Origin of the sequence: Devosia lacusdianchii, assembly GCF_022429625.1 — a bacterium.
In the GTDB taxonomy this organism is placed as follows: Bacteria; Pseudomonadota; Alphaproteobacteria; order Rhizobiales; family Devosiaceae; genus Devosia; species Devosia lacusdianchii.
This window is the reverse complement of record NZ_CP092483.1, coordinates 3,226,601-3,243,014: the sequence shown is the minus strand read 5'-3', so window position 1 is coordinate 3,243,014 and position 16,414 is coordinate 3,226,601. Positions and strand designations below refer to the sequence as shown.

The 16,414-nt window shown below is 64.7% G+C and carries 9 protein-coding genes; 3 read left to right on the top strand and 6 right to left on the bottom strand.

All coding sequences use genetic code 11. The features are described from left to right. Window positions 1-94: 94 nt before the first annotated feature. Entirely contained in the window at window positions 95-1,801 is a 1,707-nt protein-coding gene (locus MF606_RS15985) for a Rieske 2Fe-2S domain-containing protein (RefSeq protein WP_240230340.1), read from the bottom strand. Between the two features lie 87 nt (window positions 1,802-1,888). Beyond that, window positions 1,889-2,782 (bottom strand): aromatic ring-hydroxylating oxygenase subunit alpha, encoded by an 894-nt coding sequence (locus tag MF606_RS15980; protein ID WP_240230339.1) that lies wholly within the window; start codon window positions 2,780-2,782, stop codon window positions 1,889-1,891. Window positions 2,783-2,958: 176 nt separating this feature from the next. On the opposite strand from MF606_RS15980, the gene MF606_RS15975 reads away from it, so the two are divergent. Next, window positions 2,959-3,996 carry an Ldh family oxidoreductase gene (locus tag MF606_RS15975; RefSeq protein WP_240230338.1) on the top strand — a complete coding sequence of 346 codons (1,038 nt, stop codon included), beginning with the start codon at window positions 2,959-2,961 and terminating at the stop codon, window positions 3,994-3,996. Window positions 3,997-4,002: 6 nt separating this feature from the next. Here the strand turns inward: MF606_RS15975 and MF606_RS15970 are convergent, their stop codons facing one another. The 3 genes from MF606_RS15970 to MF606_RS15960 are packed head-to-tail and all read right to left on the bottom strand — an operon-like array spanning window position 4,003 to window position 7,724. Beyond that, window positions 4,003-4,656 (bottom strand): LuxR C-terminal-related transcriptional regulator, encoded by a 654-nt coding sequence (locus MF606_RS15970; protein WP_240230337.1) that lies wholly within the window; start codon window positions 4,654-4,656, stop codon window positions 4,003-4,005. Next, window positions 4,653-6,893: a sensor histidine kinase gene (locus MF606_RS15965; protein ID WP_240230336.1), complete on the bottom strand. Its 2,241-nt coding sequence runs from the start codon at window positions 6,891-6,893 to the stop codon at window positions 4,653-4,655. The genes MF606_RS15970 and MF606_RS15965 overlap by 4 nt, the downstream gene beginning before the upstream one ends. A gap of 57 nt (window positions 6,894-6,950) precedes the next feature. Beyond that, window positions 6,951-7,724, bottom strand: a complete 774-nt coding sequence (locus MF606_RS15960) for an SDR family NAD(P)-dependent oxidoreductase (protein ID WP_240230335.1) — start codon at window positions 7,722-7,724, stop codon at window positions 6,951-6,953. Between the two features lie 383 nt (window positions 7,725-8,107). Between MF606_RS15960 and MF606_RS15955 the strand changes: the two genes are divergently transcribed. Both MF606_RS15955 and MF606_RS15950 read left to right on the top strand, forming a co-directional pair. Then, complete coding sequence (locus MF606_RS15955) at window positions 8,108-9,961, top strand: autotransporter assembly complex protein TamA (protein WP_240230334.1); 1,854 nt, start codon at window positions 8,108-8,110, stop codon at window positions 9,959-9,961. 14 nt (window positions 9,962-9,975) lie between these two features. Next, entirely contained in the window at window positions 9,976-14,322 is a 4,347-nt protein-coding gene (locus MF606_RS15950) for a translocation/assembly module TamB domain-containing protein (protein WP_240230333.1), read from the top strand. 236 nt (window positions 14,323-14,558) lie between these two features. On the opposite strand, the gene MF606_RS15945 is transcribed toward MF606_RS15950, so the two are convergent. Further along, a complete protein-coding gene (locus tag MF606_RS15945; protein ID WP_240230332.1) occupies window positions 14,559-16,409 on the bottom strand; it encodes an extracellular solute-binding protein in 1,851 nt (616 codons plus the stop codon). Window positions 16,410-16,414 lie beyond the last annotated feature (5 nt).

Below are 16,414 nucleotides of genomic sequence, written 5' to 3'. Positions count from 1 at the left end.
GGCCACTGGCGTTCCCTTGGGCTTGACCCGAGGGTCATTCGCCGCTGAACGATCGTGGGGAGGTGAGATAGTGCCAGCACTGAAAAGTTCATCATCAGATGTCCAGCACCAAACGTGCGCTCTTTGCGCGTGACACACAGGTCATCATGCAGGCGTTGGAGCGTTTTTCGCTGTCGTTGAGGTAGACGTCCTGGTGGTCGACCTCGCCTTCCATGACAGTGGTCAGGCAGGTGCCGCAGGCGCCTTGTTCGCAGGAGCTGGGGACGGTGAGGCCGTTCTCACGCATGATTTCGAGGATGGTACGGCCCGAGGGGACGTGAAGGGTCATGGCGGAGCGGGCGAGTTCGATCTCGAAGCTCGAGCTGTCGTCGATGACCTTGTCGTTCTTGAAATATTCGAAGTGGATCGCCTCGTCCGGCCAGCCCTGCGCGGCGGCGGTGGTGCGGACGGATTCGAGCATGGCGGACGGGCCGCAAACATAGACATGCTGGGCCCGGGACCATTCGCCGAGGGCGGTGGCGATGGTGGAGGCGATTTCGGCTCGGGGCAGGCCGGTGTGGAGGATGACCTTGCCGTGGAGGGCTTCGAGGTCACCACGGAAGGCGACCTGTTCGCCGGCACGGGTGAAATAGTGCAGCTCGTAGGGCAGGGAAGACTTGTCGAGAAAGCGGGCCATTGAGAGCAGTGGCGTAATGCCGATGCCCCCGGCGATGAGCACCGACCTGACCGCGTCGCGGCGCAGCGGGAAGTTGTTGCGCGGTTCGGAGATGGAGAGCAGGTCGCCCTCGCGGACGGTGTCGACGAGGATTTTTGAGCCGCCCTTGCTGGCGCTCTCCTGCTTGACGCCGATGATGTAGCTCATCAACTCGCCAGGGCCATTGGTGATGGAATATTGGCGGATGAGGCCATTGGGCAGGTGCACGTCGATATGGGCGCCGGGCTGGAAGGTGGGCAGGTGGCCGTCGCGCGCGGCGAGTTCGAAGCCGATGACGCCATCGGCGCTGGTCCATTTGCGCTTGACCACCACCGGCATGGTGTTGCCACGAGGAATGGCGATCTCGGGCATGGTGGCGAGATCGACGGCAACCTTCTCGAAGATGGGTTGCAGGGGTGTGGGCGCCGGCTTGCGCGCGGCAGCACGTTCTAGGCGGTCGCGCAGCTTGGTCAGGATTTCGTTGTAGTGGCGCAGCGTGGTCAGCGCGTCGTCGGGTTGGCCGGCAAGGAGGCCGCGGATGACGGAGCGGCCGGCATCGACGGGCTGGACGAAGTAGAGCGTGCCATCGAGGCGCAGAGCAAGGCCGGGGAGCAGCTCGGCCGGCTGGTCGTCGGGCGCGAGGCGGACGAGGGCCGCGTGCACGTCCTCGGGGGCGGCATTGGCCGGCATGGGGCGGAGAGCAAACCAGTCGGCGGAATCGGCGCCGGGGAAGGGCGTGAAGGCAATGTCGTTATTGGCTGATGACCATACCAAGCCATAGGCTTCGCGCACAGGGTAGGTGCGGTTCTCGATTCGGCGCGCTGGGGCATCCGCCGGGTGGGCCGGGATATAGGTGCAGCCGGCGGAGCGGTTGGCATAGCGCCAGCCGTGGTACTGGCACTTGAGCTCGCCGCCCTCGTTGATGCCGATGGAGAGGCGGACGCCACGGTGAAGGCAGCGGTTTTCCCAGACGTTCACATTGCCATCGTCGGCGCGCCAGACGGCCAGTTCGCGGCCGAGGAGCTGGCCCTGATAAACGTGGCGGAAGGGCAGGTCCTCGCTCGAGGCGATGGGGTACCAGGTGGGATCGGAAAGCGAGAGCGTCATGCGGTCATCCGAGACTATTGGGATCGCGCCACGATCGGATGAGGTCGTATTCGGCGGGCCTTGGCGTACGAGGCTCGCTCCATTGCATCAGCTTGCGACGGGAATGACGCCGTAGGTGATGCCCTTCTGGCTGAGCCAGCGGCGGTAGGCGATGGCGGATTTGTCAGCGCGGATAGGGGTTTCCGAGCGCGGGTCGAGGGGGAGGCGCTTGGGGTATTGGTTTTCGAGGATGGGCTTGTCCTGCCCGAAGATGGTCTGCTGGAAGCGCCGCAGTTCAGTGATGGTCGAGGTGCTGTCGACCATGGATTGCAGCAGGTGGGCGCGGCAACGTTCCTCGGTCATAGGCTGCAGGAAGATGGCGATGACGTCGCGACGGTTTTCATCCTCGGGGCAGGATTTGTAGAGCACCGAGCAGAAAGGGTGCGGCACGCGGTAGACGTATTCGACCTCCTGGCCCTCGGTGGCTGACAGGGCGGCACGGGGCTGGAAAAACCGGCAGCGGGTAGCCAGAACTTCGTCGCGCTCCTCGGAGACTTCGACGTCGTATTCCTTAACCTCGGTATGCGGCTCGGCGCCGAGGATGTCGGTGTGGACATAGGGGAAGTGGCCCATGTCGAGGAAGTTTTCGACGGCGCGGGGAGCGGAAACGTGCAAGCCGATGGAGCCGCAGCTCATGTTCTTGCGGTCGGCCTCGGCATATTCGGGGATCGGGAACAGCTCTTTGGGGGGATTGCCGAAGCTGGTCCAGATGTAGCCATAGCCCGTGATGACGGGGAGGCGGTCGAGGATAGAATCGGCGTCGATCTCGTCGCCCTGCTCTTCGTTGGTACGGCGCCAGACGACGGGCAGGCCGTCATTGTCGCGGGTGAGGGCGAGCGGCGTGTCGAGCAGGAGCGTCGTGGCGACCTGGCCAACGGGGACTTCGTCAGTGGCTGATATGACCTGCCAGAGGTCGCGGGTGATGGGGTCGATGGAAGGCATGAATGGTCTCAATGTTTGGATTGAGCATAGTGCGCCATATCCGCTCTGTCATTCCCGCGAAAGCGGGAATCCCGCTTGTGCTGAAGATGAAAGGAGATTCCCGCTTTCGCGGGAATGACGTTGTGGCCCGGGATGGATAGGGTGGGGCACCTGTACAGGCATTGAGGTCTACTTGGATGCAAGCCAACGATACGAAACGGTTCTCGGCACCTGTCCTTGAACAGACGGTCGCCACCCGTCTGCGAGAAGCGGGAGCCAGTGAGGCGTCGCTGGCGGCGGCGACCAGGGCGATGCTGCATGCCTCCATGGTGGGTGTGGATAGCCATGGGGTGCGGTTGACCGAGCATTATTGCAACATGCTCAAGGGTGGGCGGCTCAAGAAAAATCCGCAGCTCAAGGTCGAGATCCGGGCGGCGGGATCGGCCATGGTCGATGGTGACGATGGGCTCGGACACTATGCGGCCTATCGGGCCGTGGAGGTCGGGATTGAGCTGGCGCGGACGGCCGGCGTGGGTGCAGTGGGGATCGCGCATTCGTCGCATCTGGGTGCGGCTGGGGCGTATGCACTGGCGGGGGCGGAGCAGGGGTTTGTGACCTTTGCCACGACCAATACGGATTCGATGGTGGCGCTGTTCGACGGGGCGTCGAAATTCCACGGCACCAATCCGTTGGCTTTCGCCGCGCCGGTGCCTGATAGCAAGCCATGGTTGCTCGACATGGCGACGTCGTCCATTCCCATGAACCGGGTGCTGCTGCACCGGTCGCTAGGGTTGGAGCTGCCAGCGGGGATCGCGGCGGACAAGAATGGGTTGCCGGTGACGGACCCGGATCAAGTGGAAATGCTGCTGCCGCTGGGCGGGGCGGATTATGGCTATAAGGGCGCGGCGCTGGCGGGGGTTGCGACGCTGTTCTCGGCGCTGCTGACGGGCACAACGCTCGATACCGATTTCATCCCGATGTATGGCGGTGGCGATGTGTCGACGCCCCGCAATATGGGGCATTTCGTGCTGGTGATCGATCCGGACAAGTTTGTCGGGCGCGAGATGTTCGGCATGATGATGACGCGCTATCTGGCGAGCCTGCGCGGGGCGGCGGTCCGACCCGGGGCCGAGCGGGTGATGGCGCCCGGCGATCGCGAATGGGACGAGGTGGCGCGGCGCGAAGCCGAGGGCGTGCCGGTTGACCCTGACACGGTGCGGTTCTTGGGGCTGTGAGGAAGCTCAGGCCAGACCGCGGCGGACGGCTTCGCGGGTGGCTTCGGCGCGGCTGGTGACGCTGAGTTTCTGATAGATGACCTTGACGTATGAGGCGACGGTCTGGGGCTGGAGGCCCAGACGATGGGCGGCCTCGGCTACAGTCATGCCGCGGGCGAGCAGGGTCAGGACTTCGGTTTCGCGCGGGCTGAGGCCGGCGTCGTCGCGGATGACGGGGGGCGCGCGGAAATGGCTCAACATCCGGTGGGCGATGGAGGGCGATAGCGGGGGCTCGCCGCGCTCGATCCGGCGCAAATAGCCGACCAGCAATTCAGCCTCTTCGTCCTTGAGAACATAGCCACGCGCGCCGGCGGCGATGGCCTCGAAAAGGTGGGCGTCGTCATCATAGATGGTGGCGACGATGGGCAGCGCCTCGGGGTACTCCTGATGCAGGCGACGGACGATATCGACGCCGGAGCCGTCGGGCAGGCCGACATCGATAACGGCCATCCACAGTTCGTCGCCCCGCCGATCCAACCAGGCATGGGCAGCCCTGAGGGTACCCACGGTTTCGATGCGCAGCTCTGGAAAGGCGGCGGATAGAACCGTCAGCATCCAGTCGCGCGTGACGGGCTGGTCTTCGAGCAGGAGACAGAGGCGGGTGGCGGGTTGGGCGCTCATACCTCTGAGTTAAGCGCTAGAGGCCGCGTTGGCACCCCCGGTTTCGGGGTGTGCGGCGACAGCACGAGCGGCAGATCGATGGCAATGACCGTGCCAGGGCGGCCGGCGCTGACCTCAAGGCGTCCGCCGACCTCCTCGGCGCGATGGCGTAGGTTGCGCAGCCCAAAGCCCGTTGCCTCACCGGCGAGAACGAAGGTGGGGAGTCCCTTGCCGTTATCGGCGAAGACGAGGCTGAGGCGATTGGGAGAGAGGGTCTGGGTAACGCGGAGCCGCCCGGCGCCGGAGTGGCGGACGACGTTGGAGACGATCTCGCGGACGGCCGAGGCCAGGGCCTTATGCAGGCGATAGTCGAGATGGATGGCGTCCACGTCGCTATCGGGAAGCGGCCAATCGAGCTCGATGCCGGCCGCCTCCAGACGTCGGGCCGCCTCGTGACGCGATTCGGCGAGGACGCGGTCGAGGCTGGCAGCTTCGCCTGCCAAGCCGCTGACAATGGCGCGAATATCGGAAAGCGCCGCCTGGAGCGTGGGGCGCGTCATCTCGTCGGCGGTGTGGAGGCCGGTGAGCAGGCGGGCGCCGACATCGTCGTGCAGGTCGCGCGCCATGCGGCGGCGCTCTTCGCCGACACCTTGCATATAGGCGGCGCGACCCTCGTCGGCGCGTTCGGTCAGTGAGACGAGGTTGGTCGCCAGCTTGAGATGGCTGGGGGAAAACAGCCCGCGACCGGCAAACGGATAGGTCAGCCGCAAGGCTGGGGCGCCAGCGACGGCGGGCAGTTGCAGGGACAGGCCGTCCTCGGTGGCAGCGGGCCTCCTGTCGGGATAGGCGGTCTCAGTGATTTCGAGGGGATCGAACAGGCGTTTGAGCAAAGCGCGCCAGCGGGCGGCGCTTTCGGACGGCGAGCCGGCAAAGGCCACGTCGAGCGCGGCGGAAAAGAGCTCGTCCTGTTCGATGCGTCGGCTGGCGGTAGCGCGATGCCAGATCAGGTCGCGCAGCGGCAGATAGACGAAGCCCACCAGCAGCAGCGCGATGCCAAGCGCGGGGGCGGCAGCGATGTTGAGCAGGTAAATCAGGGCGCCATCGAGGACGAGCAGGAGCAGCGCTCCGACCGTGTAGAACAGCACGCGGTAGGACCAGTCGCCCAGTTCGAACAGGCGATAGCGGCTGAGGCCGAAGGCGAGGCCGACATAGATGATGACCAGCACGCCGGTGACGTGGCTTTGCGGCAGGCCGAAGGGCAGATCGAGCAGGATAGGGGCGGCGCCCAGCAGGGTATAGGCGCCGGCGCCGGTAATGATGGAGAGACCCAGCCAGCCGAGGGCGGCGCGATCCCCGGGATTGTCGCGCGTCTTCCACCATTGCAGGCCGATCAGGCTGATGATGACCAGAGTGCCCAGGCTGATCAGCACGTAGAGTTGTGACGGACCCATGCCCAGTTCGATCTCGGCGAAGTCGAGAGCCAGAAGCGCCGCACCCAGGGCCGGCAGAAGCCAGAACCAGGCCGGGCGGACGACCTGGCGCGGATAGCTCAGCAGCAGCGCGACCATGGCGAGACAGAAGATAATGACGCCGGCATGGTTGACCGGCACCAGCGCTGCGTAGAGCCAACCGGGCACGGCCAGGTCTCGGTTGGCGTAGATGGCCGATGTCGATGTCGCCATTGTCAGGCTGATGGCGCTGAGCATGAACATTGTCGGACCGATGTGGCGCGGGCGCAGCGCCCACACCCAGCCAGCGATGAGCAGGGCGGCAATGCCGGTCAGGGCCTGGACCCAGAAGCCATCGGGCAGGTCCATGACAGTGCGCGGGCGGGCGCCGGCAACGGCGGTGTAGGTTTCGCCGGTGGCGGGGTCCTGCAGGCGCAATTCGACTGCGCCATTTTCCAGGAGCTCCGACAGCCTAGTCTGCCGGTCGAGAAATTGGTGATATTCGGCGTAACTGCCCAGGCTATCGGGCTCGGGGACGAAGTCGGTGGTGGTGAGCTCCATCGGCTCGGGGGTGGCGGTGGGTGGTGCGGGGCCAATGGCCAGGAGCATGGAACCCGGCCGGGGCGGCGGGATCGAATAGGCGCCGTCGGCAGACACGGCCGATATCATCACGCCGCGCTCACCTTTCGCCAGACGCAGTCCAATGGAATTGAACGAGGTGGCGACGACAACCAGACCCAGCCCAAGCGCCACGCAGAACAGCGCAATGACAACAAGCAAGAGGCTGGGGGTGACGCGACCGGACTTCATGGCCACATTGGAGGGCCATCAGCGGGTTAGCGCAATAATATAGTTAGTACTATCTTACTATTTTCGATGAATATCGAAGGGGCCAAAGGCCTGAGTAGTGGCCATGAGCTGCAAGCGGTTGACGTTGACATGGGCGGGTAGCGTCGTGGTCCAGAAAATGGACTCGGCAATATCGTCGGCATTCATGGCCTTGGTGCCCGAATAGGGCGCAGCAGCCTTTCCCTCGTCGCCCTTGAAGCGCACCAGAGAAAACTCGGTTTCAGTCAGGCCCGGCTCGATGTTGGTGACGCGGATATTCTTGCCCTGCACATCGGAGCGGAGATTGAGCGCGAACTGCTTCACGAAGGCCTTGGTGGCGCCATAGACCGAGCCGCCGGGATAAGGATAGTCACCGGCCACCGAACCAAGGGTCACGACATGGCCGCCGCCGCGGGCGATGAGGCCGGGGAGCAGGGCGCGCACGGTATAGGCAAGGCCGGTGACGTTGGTGGCGATCATTGTCTCCCAATCGGTAATATCGGTTTCGGCGGCGGGCTGCAGGCCCAGGGCCAGGCCAGCATTGGCGAGCACGATATTGATACCGTCGAAGGGGGTGGGCAGCCCGGCAATGGCGGCATCGATGGCGGCCCGATCCTGCACGTCGAGCTCGACGATGTGGCAGTTTTCAGCGCCAAGCTCGATCTGCAGATCGATCAGCCGATCCCGGCGGCGGCCTGTCGCGATCACCTTGCCGCCGGCGGCGACATAGCGGCGGGCCGCGGCCGCGCCGAATCCGGACGTGGCACCGGTGATGAAGACGACAAAGCGGCTGGGATCGAGCAGCTGATACATAGCGGCGGTCCTGGGAAGGTCTGGAGGGAGCGCAAGGGTGGACCGGCCGGGGGCAAGGCGTCAACGGGGGATGGACGGCGACAAGCAAAAGGGTGTGCCCGATCGGCCACCATCGTCGGCGCAATTTGGCACAAATCGTCTCGGAGGTTGCCTGCTGCCTCCGGGTAGCCCTAAACTTGCCATGAAATGTACGCCTGTTGGGCGGGCGTGCAGCGTCAGCACAGTTGGGGCGAGGGTTGATTAACGCAATCTTTCCGCTTCCAGGGGCAATCTACGTTTCTGCCTAAGTGGTTGAAGCGTAACGGGCGGGAACTGGTCCACTGCATATCGCGCGGTTTGTAACGAGTATTGGCGCATTGTGCGTTGCGGCCGCCGCTTTAGGCATGACCGCGGCGCCTGTCAGTGCATTCGAAATTTTCGGCATTAAGCTGTTCGAGGAGCAAAGCGAGGCAGACGCCGAAGCGGTGATCGCCGATCCGCAGCCATACAAGGTCAGCGTGGCGGTGAATGCCACGGGCAATCTCGAAAGCGTGGTGCGCAATGCCTCGGCGCTGGTGGCTGATGAGGCCGAGCCGGCATCGGGCGCCGCGGGTCTGCTGGCAAAGGCGCGGGGCGATTACCGGCGCATCGTGGCCGCCCTTTACAATGAGGGTCACTATGGCGGCGTGGTCAGCATCCGCGTCGGCGGGCAGGAGGCGGCCAACCTGGCGCCGGACGTAAACCTGCCCGATCCGGTGGACGTGGCCATCGTCGTCGACCCAGGTCCGCTGTTCACTTTCAACAGCGTCAATATCGTCAACCAGGCTGTGCCTTCCACCGATCCGGGTGACTTCGTCGACCCGCCGTCAAGCCAGGGTTTTGGCGCTGGCGAAGTGGCTAAGTCCAGCGTGGTGCTGAAGGCCGAGGCGCTGGCGCTGGAAGCCTGGCGGCAGCAGGGCTATGCCAAGGCGGTTATCGTCACCCGCGACGTGGTGGCCGACCATGCGAGCAATACGGTGGATGTGACCATCACAGTCAATCCGGGGGCCAAGGCGGCGTTCGGTGATGTCATGGTCAGCGGTACCGAGCGGATGGACCCCGAATTCGTGCGCCGGCAGACCGGGTTGGTGGTGGGTGAAGAATACGATCCCGACGAGTTGGCGCTGGCGCAGAAGCGGCTCGACCGGCTGGAAGTGTTCCGGGCGGCGCGACTGACGGCGGCGGACTCGATCGGCGCTGACGGGCTGTTGCCCTATGAGTTGATCGTACAGGAATTGCCGGGCGCCCGATTCGGCGTCGGCGCGACCTATTCCACCATCGATGGCCTGGGTCTTGAGGCCTACCACCTGTGGCGGAACCTGTTCGGGCAGGCGGAGCGGTTGCGGCTCGATGCGCGCGTCGCCTCTATTGCCTGGCCGATCGATACAGCGCAGTTCGACTACTTCTTCGGCGGTACCTTTACCAAGCCGGGCATTTTCACGCCCGACACCGATCTCATCGCAGCGGTTTCGGCAGAGCGGACCATCTATCCGACCTTCACCGAAATATCGGTCGGCGGGAAGGTGGGGCTGAGCCATGTGTTTTCCGACCAGATCACGGCGCAGGGCGGGCTGAGCTTCGAGCGCAACCGATTTGAAGACGTGTTCGGAACGCGCGACTTCACCACCGCTGGGCTCTATTCCGGTGTGATCTATGACAGCCGCGACGACAAGGTGGACGCCACTGAGGGCTGGTACTTCGCCGGGACGCTCGACCCATTCTACGAATTTTCCTACGGTAATGCCGGAGCGCAGGCGACGGCCGAGGCGCGGACCTATTTTGGCTTTGGTGAGGACGACAATGTCGTGCTGGCCGGGCGGCTCAAGGCTGGCGTGCTGCTGGGGCCCGACCTGGCCGAGATTCCGCCCGACCGGCTGTTCTTTGCCGGTGGCGGCGGCTCGGTGCGTGGTTATGGTTTCAAATCGATCGGCGTCGACGACGGCAAGGGCGGGGTGACCGGTGGTCGCTACCTGCTCGAAGCCTCGCTCGAGGCGCGGGCCAAGGTGACAGAGAGCATTGGGGTGGTCGGCTTTGTCGATGGCGGCTATGTGGCCGCCGACACCTTCCCCGGCGTCGACGATCTGCGGATCGGGGCGGGCCTGGGCGTGCGCTACTATACCGGCCTCGGGCCGCTGCGCGCCGATATCGCCATTCCGCTCAACAAGAAGCCTGGTGATCCGGAATACGCCATCTATGTCGGCATAGGGCAGGCATTCTGATGGTGGAGCGGGTGATGTCCATGCCACGCCGGCTCGTGGTGTTGATTCTGGTACTGCTGGGGCTTTGCCTCGCGGTGCCGGCGGTGATCGTCGCGCAAGACGTGCTGACGATGGACAATGAGGAACAGAAGGACTGGCTGACCAGCTTCGTCCAGGACCGGCTATCGACGCCGGAGCGGCAAATCCGGCTCAGCAATATCGACGGCGTGCTGGGTTCGGACGTGTCGGTGCGCGAGATCACCATCTCGGACCAGGACGGCGTTTGGCTGCGCGTCAACAATGCGACACTGAACTGGAACCAGGGGTCTTTATTCCTGGGCCGGCTGGAAGTGCGTTCGCTCAGGGCTGACTCGATCGAATATATCCGCAATGCCAAGCCAACTGAGGGCGTCGATCTGCCGCCGGCCGAGGCGGGCACGCCGCAGATTCCGGAATTTCCGGTCGCCATTATTCTTGAAGAGCTCAGCGTGCCCAAGGTGACGTTCGGCGAGAACGTGTTCGGGCTGGGCTCCGAGATTTCGTTGGCCGGAGCCTTTACGCTCGACGGCGGGAACCTGACGGCGAACCTCGATATCGTCAGGCTCGACGGGCCTGGCGGTACACTCGACCTCGACGTGGCCTACAAGAAAGAGGGCAACACCGTCGATGTGGGGCTGGCGCTGGTGGAGCCGGAGAACGGTGTTATCGCCAACCTGCTCAATATCGAGAACCGGCCTGCCGTAACGCTGACGCTGAATGGCAGCGGGCCGGTGGCGGACCTGCGGACGGAACTGGTGCTGCAGGCCAACCAGCAGACCGCCCTGAGCGGTGTGGCAACGGTGCAGCAACAGGCTGAGGGCTTCGCCATCGCCGCTGATCTGCGCGGGCCACTATCGACGTTGATCGCGGAGCCGTATCGGCCTTTCTTCGGCGCGGAAACGGCGCTGACGGCAAACGCGCTGGTGCGCTCGGGTGGCGGCGTGGTCATTTCCGGGCTGCGGCTGACCGGCGGACAATTGTCGCTGGAAGCGGCAGCCGAAACGACGCCGGACAATTTCCTCAGCCAGCTGCAGCTCAATGCGGTGGTCGCCGACCCGGCCGGCGCACAGGTCATCCTGCCGGTGGCCGGGAGCGCGACAAAGGTCGGTTCGGCGCAGTTCACCATCGATTATGGCGGCGCGGTTGCGGCGACGGACCCCAATGTGGGGCAGGACTGGTCGGCTAATCTGGCGATCAAGGGCTTCGAGCAGCCGGGGTTGGCGGCGGAGACGGTGGAGCTGACCGTGGGCGGCGTAGCGACGGCGCTCGACGATCCGACCGAGCGCATGCTGACGTTCAACGGCGATGGCGCGGTTTCAGGCATCACTGCCGACGAAGAGGTCAAGGCGGCCCTCGGCGACAGCATCGGCATCGGTCTTGCCGGGCTCTACGAAGCGGGCAAGCCGGTACAGCTGGCGGAGTTCCGCGTGGTCGGGCAGGCGTTGACCGCCATGCTGACCGGACAGCTCGACGGCCTGGATTTCACCGGCGATATCGGGCTGGAGACCAGCAGCATCTCGCCGTTCTCCGGCGTTGCCGGGCGCGACCTGGACGGGGCGCTGGCGCTCAATGCCAAGGGCTCGATCATGCCGCTCAGCGGCGGGTTCGACCTGGTGCTGGATGGCACGGGTACCGACCTGGCGGTGGGTGACGAGGTTGCCGACCGGCTGCTGACGGGTGTCGTGTCGCTGTCGGGGCGGGTGTCGCGGGACACGGCCGGGCTGACGGCCGATGATTTCCGCATCGCCAATGACCAGGTGCAGATCGTTGCCGACGGCACCTATTCCAATGCATTGGCTGATTTCCGCTTTAACCTCGATCTGAGCGATCTGGCGCTGCTCTCCGAAGAGGCGAGCGGGCCGCTCAAGGTCGTGGGTACGGCCAAGGGCGCCGAGAATGTCATCGATCTCGACCTGGACGCGACCGTAGCCAGCGGAACGTTGGCCGATCGTGCTCTGCGCGATGCGCTCGTCAGCTTCGATGGGCGCTACGACGTCGACCGGCTCGACGGCAATATCAGCGGGGCGGCGGAACTGGACGGTTTCCGGACAACGCTGGCGGCCGATGTGAGCGTGACGCCGGCTGAGCAGGTGCTTGCCGATCTCGATTTCCAGGCGGCGGGGACGCGGATCACGGGCGGGCTGACGCGCACCGTTTTGACCGGGCTGGTCAATGGCGGGCTGACGCTGGTGTCGCCCGACGTGTCGGTGCCGGCGGCGCTGGCGCTGCTGGACGCCGAAGGCGCAGTCAATGCCGAGGTAACGCTGGCCCCCGATGGTGCGACGCAGGGCGCGACGGTGCGGGCCGATGTGCGTGCGCTTTCGGTCAACGACATCAGGGTTGGCGCGGCCGATATCAGCGGCACGGTGGGTGACTTGTTCGGTGTACCCGTCATCGACGGGTCGGCCAATGCAAGCGATGTCTCGGCGGCAGGCGTCGATGTGGATACGCTGACGGCTACGGCAAACCAGTCGGGCGAGACCACGACGTTCGATGCGCAGGCCGCCCTGGCGACCGGGACCGACATCGATATCGCGGGGTCGCTGACGCCGGTGGCCGAGGGCTATCGGCTGGCGCTGGACCGCGCGCAACTGGAGCAGGGACAGCTCTCGGCGCGGCTGGCGCAACCGACGGTGCTGCAGGTGGCCGGCTCGAACGTGACGCTTGACGCGGTGCGGTTCGACGTGGGCTCGGGTTCGATCACGGCGACGGGGTCGGCGGGCAAGACGCTCAGCATTGCGCTCGACATCAACGCGCTGCCGCTATCGATCGCCAATGCGGTGGCGCCCGATTTGGGTCTGGCCGGCACCTTGAGCGGGCGGGCCAATATCGGTGGGACAAGCAGCGATCCGCAGGTGAGCTTCGAAGCACAGGCGCAGGGTGTCAATGCGGCGGCGATCGGCGAGTTCGGCATTGCGCCGCTGACGATCGGCGCCAATGGCAGCTTCCGCAACAATGCGGTGACGCTGGCCTCGCTCACGGCCAATGGCTCGGGCGGGCTGACCATGCGTGGATCGGGCACGGTGCCGCTCAGCGGTGGCGGGCTCAATGTGACAGTGGCGGGATCGGCGCCGCTGGCACTGGGCAATCGGTTCGTGGCCGATCGCGGCGGGCAATTGAGCGGGGTGGCGACACTCGATGCGCGGGTCAGCGGCAGCATTGCCATCCCGCAATTCAGTGGCCGAGTTTCGACCAGCGGTTCGGGCTATATCGACCCGGAACTGAATTTGCGGCTGCAAGGCATCAGCGGTTCGGCAAGCCTTAGCGGCTCCAATCTCGTGATCGACAGTCTCTCGGCAAACCTGGCGACGGGAGGTAGCGTAGCTGCCTCGGGTTCGGTGGGATTGAGTGGCGGGCTGCCGGCAAATATCCGGGTGGCGCTCAACTCGGCGCGTTATGCCGATGGCAATCTGTTCGTGGCGACGGCATCGGGCAATCTGGCGCTGACCGGCAACCTCACGGGATCGCCGCTGCTCAGTGGCGACGTGCTGGTGGAGGAAGCCAATATCACCGTGCCGGAAAGCTTCGGTGGTGGGGCGCAACTGATCGATGTCGAGCATGTCAGGACGCCCACCGCGGTGGAGCAGACGCTGGCTCGCGCCAAAGTCGACGAAGCTGGTGCACCGGTGCCGCAGACGCGGCCGGGCGGCGTGGTGCTTGATATCAACGTCAATGCGCCGAACCAGATTTTCATCCGTGGACGCGGACTCGATGCCGAGGTTGGCGGGTCGGTGCGGCTGACCGGGCCGATCGGCGACATCCAGCCGGTGGGCGGGTTCGAGCTCAACCGCGGGCGCCTGGCGATCCTGGGGCAGCGAGTGACCTTCGATACCGGAACGGTAACGTTGGTGGGCGACCTCGATCCGTTCCTCAATTTTGTGGCGCGCACCGAGGGCGAGGGCATCACCGTGTTCGTGACGGTTTCCGGCCGTGCGTCCGATATCCAGGTCGGGTTTAGCTCGACCCCGATGCTGCCGCAGGACGAGGTGCTTAGCCGGCTGATCTTCAAGAAGTCGATGGGCGAACTATCGCCGCTGCAGCTGGCCAAGCTCGCCGGTGCGGCTGCTGAACTGGTTGGCGGCGGTGGCAATGGGCTGGTCGACAGCCTGCGCGGCGCGGCGGGGCTGGATGATCTCGATATCGTCACCGATGAGCAGGGCAACGTCGCGGTGCAGGCCGGTACGTATCTCCAGGACAATGTGTATCTGGGCGTGCAAGCCGGCGCCAACGGGCAGAGCAAGGTGACGATCAATCTCGACGTGACCAGCGATCTCAAGGTTACGGGTGCGGCCGGGCAGGACGGGAATTCCAGCCTGGGCGTATTTTATGAGCGGGATTACTGAGGGTGGTGTCGCGCCCTGTTGGTTCGGACACCTACCGGATCTTCCCGCGGACTTGATCCGCGGGTCACTTTCAACACGGCACAAGCGATGAGAGACCCCCGAATCAAGTCCGGGGGAAACGATCGTGGATGGGTTGGATCGGACGTCGTCTCCAGGTCAGTAAGTGAAGAGCCCCGGGTCAGGCCCGAGGGCAACGCACGATGCTGGTGGGCGGCGCTGCTGACCCGCCGCACGGTCTACTGCGCCCCGCCCGTCTTTGCCGCCTTGGCTTCGTCGTACCACCAGATGGTGGGGAAGCCGCTTGAGAATTCGGGCAGGGTTTCGGGGTGGCTGAAGCGGTCCCAGCGGGCGATGCGCGAGTTACGCAGCGTATAGCTGGGGACGATGTAGTGATGGGCCAGCAGCACGCGGTCGAGGGCCATGACGGCGGCTTCCTGGGTGGCGCGGTCGTCGGCGACGATGATCTTGTCGATCAGTGCGTCGATGCCCGGGTCGGCGATGCCGGCATAGTTCTGAGCGCCTTCCTCGTTGGCGGTGGATGAGCCGAAGAAGTAGCGTTGCTCGTTGCCGGGGGAGAAAGATTGGCCCCAGCCGGCATAGATCACGTCATAGTCGAAGCTGCGGGCGCGGTTGATGTATTGAGGGCTGTCGACGGTGCGCAGGGTCACGGCGACGCCGATCTGGCCGAGATTGGTGACGAGGTTCTGCGCCACCGGCTCGATGGTCGGGCCATTGAGCAGGATTTCGAAGGCGAACTGAGTGCCATTGGCGTCGACCAGGCGGTTGCCGTCCAGGGTATAGCCGGCCTCGGTGAAAAGCTGCAGGGCGGTGCGAAGGTTTTCGCGCAGCTTGGCGGGCGTGCCGCTGACTGGGTTGGTATAGGGCTCGGTGAAGACCTCCGGTGGGACGAGATCCCTAACGGAGTTGAGGATTTCGAGCTCTTCGCCCTTGGGCAGGCCGGTGGAGCGGAAGGGCAGGCCGAAGAAGTAGCTGTCGATGCGATCGTATTGGCCGAAGAACTGGGTATTGCTCAGCTCCTCGAAGTCGAACGCATAATTGAGGGCTTCGCGGACGCGCTGGTCCTGAAACTTCTCGCGGCGCAGATTGGGGATGAAGCCGACCATGACGCCGTTGCCGGCATAGTCCTGGGGGAACAGTTCCTTGATGATGCGCCCATCGGCGACGGCGGGGAAGTCGTAGGCGGTGGCCCAGCGGCGGGCCTGGTTCTCGTTCCACCAATCGAACTGGTCGCCCTTAAAGGCTTCGAATTGCACGGTGAGATCGAGGAAGTACTCGATGCGATACTCGTCGAAATTGTTGGTGCCGACGCGGGTGGGCTGGTCGAGGCCCCAGTAATCCTCGCGACGCTTGTAGGTGAGCGTGCGGCCGGCCTCGAAACTGGCCAGCTCGTAGGGACCGGAGCCCATCGGCGGTTCGAGAGTAGATTCGCCTATGTTGCGCTGGTTGCCCTTGCCATCGGTGCCCTCCCACCAGTGCTGCGGCACGATGGCGAGTTGCCCCAAGATCAGCGGCAGTTCGCGATTGCCGGTCTGGTCGAAGGTGAAGGTGGCCTCGCCGGGCGCGGTGACCTCGGCGCTGACGATGTTGGCGTAGTATTGCGCCTGGTTGGGGTTGAGCTCGATATTCTTGTTGAAGGACCAGACCACGTCCTCGGCGGTTACCGGTTCGCCATCGGCCCATTTGGCGTCGGGGTCGACGCGGAAGGTCACCGCGCTGTAGTCGGGCGCAATCATCAGGCTCTCGGCGAGCAGGCCGTAATAGGTATTCACCTCGTCCTGCGACGGGGTCATCAGCGTTTCGTAGACAAGGCCGATGCCGTCGGCGCCCTCACCTTTGGGCAGGATGGGATTGAAGGTGTCGAAGCCCCCCAGGCTGCCCAGACGCACCACACCGCCCTTGGGAGCGTCGACATTGACGTAGTCGAAATGGGTGTAATCCAGGCCGTATTTGGGCGGCTCGCCATTGGTGGAAAACGAGTTGGTCCAGACGCCGGTCTGGGTCTGTGCCTGCGCGGGGGCTGCCAGGCCAAGCAGCAGGCCAAGGGCGAGGAGAGGTGCGAGCTTCATCGGAC

Excerpts from the sequence above, each read along its gene's own strand:
- MF606_RS15970 (WP_240230337.1), bottom strand. The coding sequence starts at position 4,656 with ATGAGCGCCCAACCCGCCACCCGCCTCTGTCTCCTGCTCGAAGACCAG.
- MF606_RS15945 (WP_240230332.1), bottom strand. The coding sequence starts at position 16,409 with ATGAAGCTCGCACCTCTCCTCGCCCTTGGCCTGCTGCTTGGCCTGGCA.
- MF606_RS15985 (WP_240230340.1), bottom strand. The coding sequence starts at position 1,801 with ATGACGCTCTCGCTTTCCGATCCCACCTGGTACCCCATCGCCTCGAGC.
- MF606_RS15975 (WP_240230338.1), top strand. The coding sequence starts at position 2,959 with ATGCAAGCCAACGATACGAAACGGTTCTCGGCACCTGTCCTTGAACAG.
- MF606_RS15960 (WP_240230335.1), bottom strand. The coding sequence starts at position 7,724 with ATGTATCAGCTGCTCGATCCCAGCCGCTTTGTCGTCTTCATCACCGGT.
- MF606_RS15965 (WP_240230336.1), bottom strand. The coding sequence starts at position 6,893 with ATGAAGTCCGGTCGCGTCACCCCCAGCCTCTTGCTTGTTGTCATTGCG.
- MF606_RS15950 (WP_240230333.1), top strand. The coding sequence starts at position 9,976 with ATGTCCATGCCACGCCGGCTCGTGGTGTTGATTCTGGTACTGCTGGGG.
- MF606_RS15955 (WP_240230334.1), top strand. The coding sequence starts at position 8,108 with ATGACCGCGGCGCCTGTCAGTGCATTCGAAATTTTCGGCATTAAGCTG.
- MF606_RS15980 (WP_240230339.1), bottom strand. The coding sequence starts at position 2,782 with ATGCCTTCCATCGACCCCATCACCCGCGACCTCTGGCAGGTCATATCA.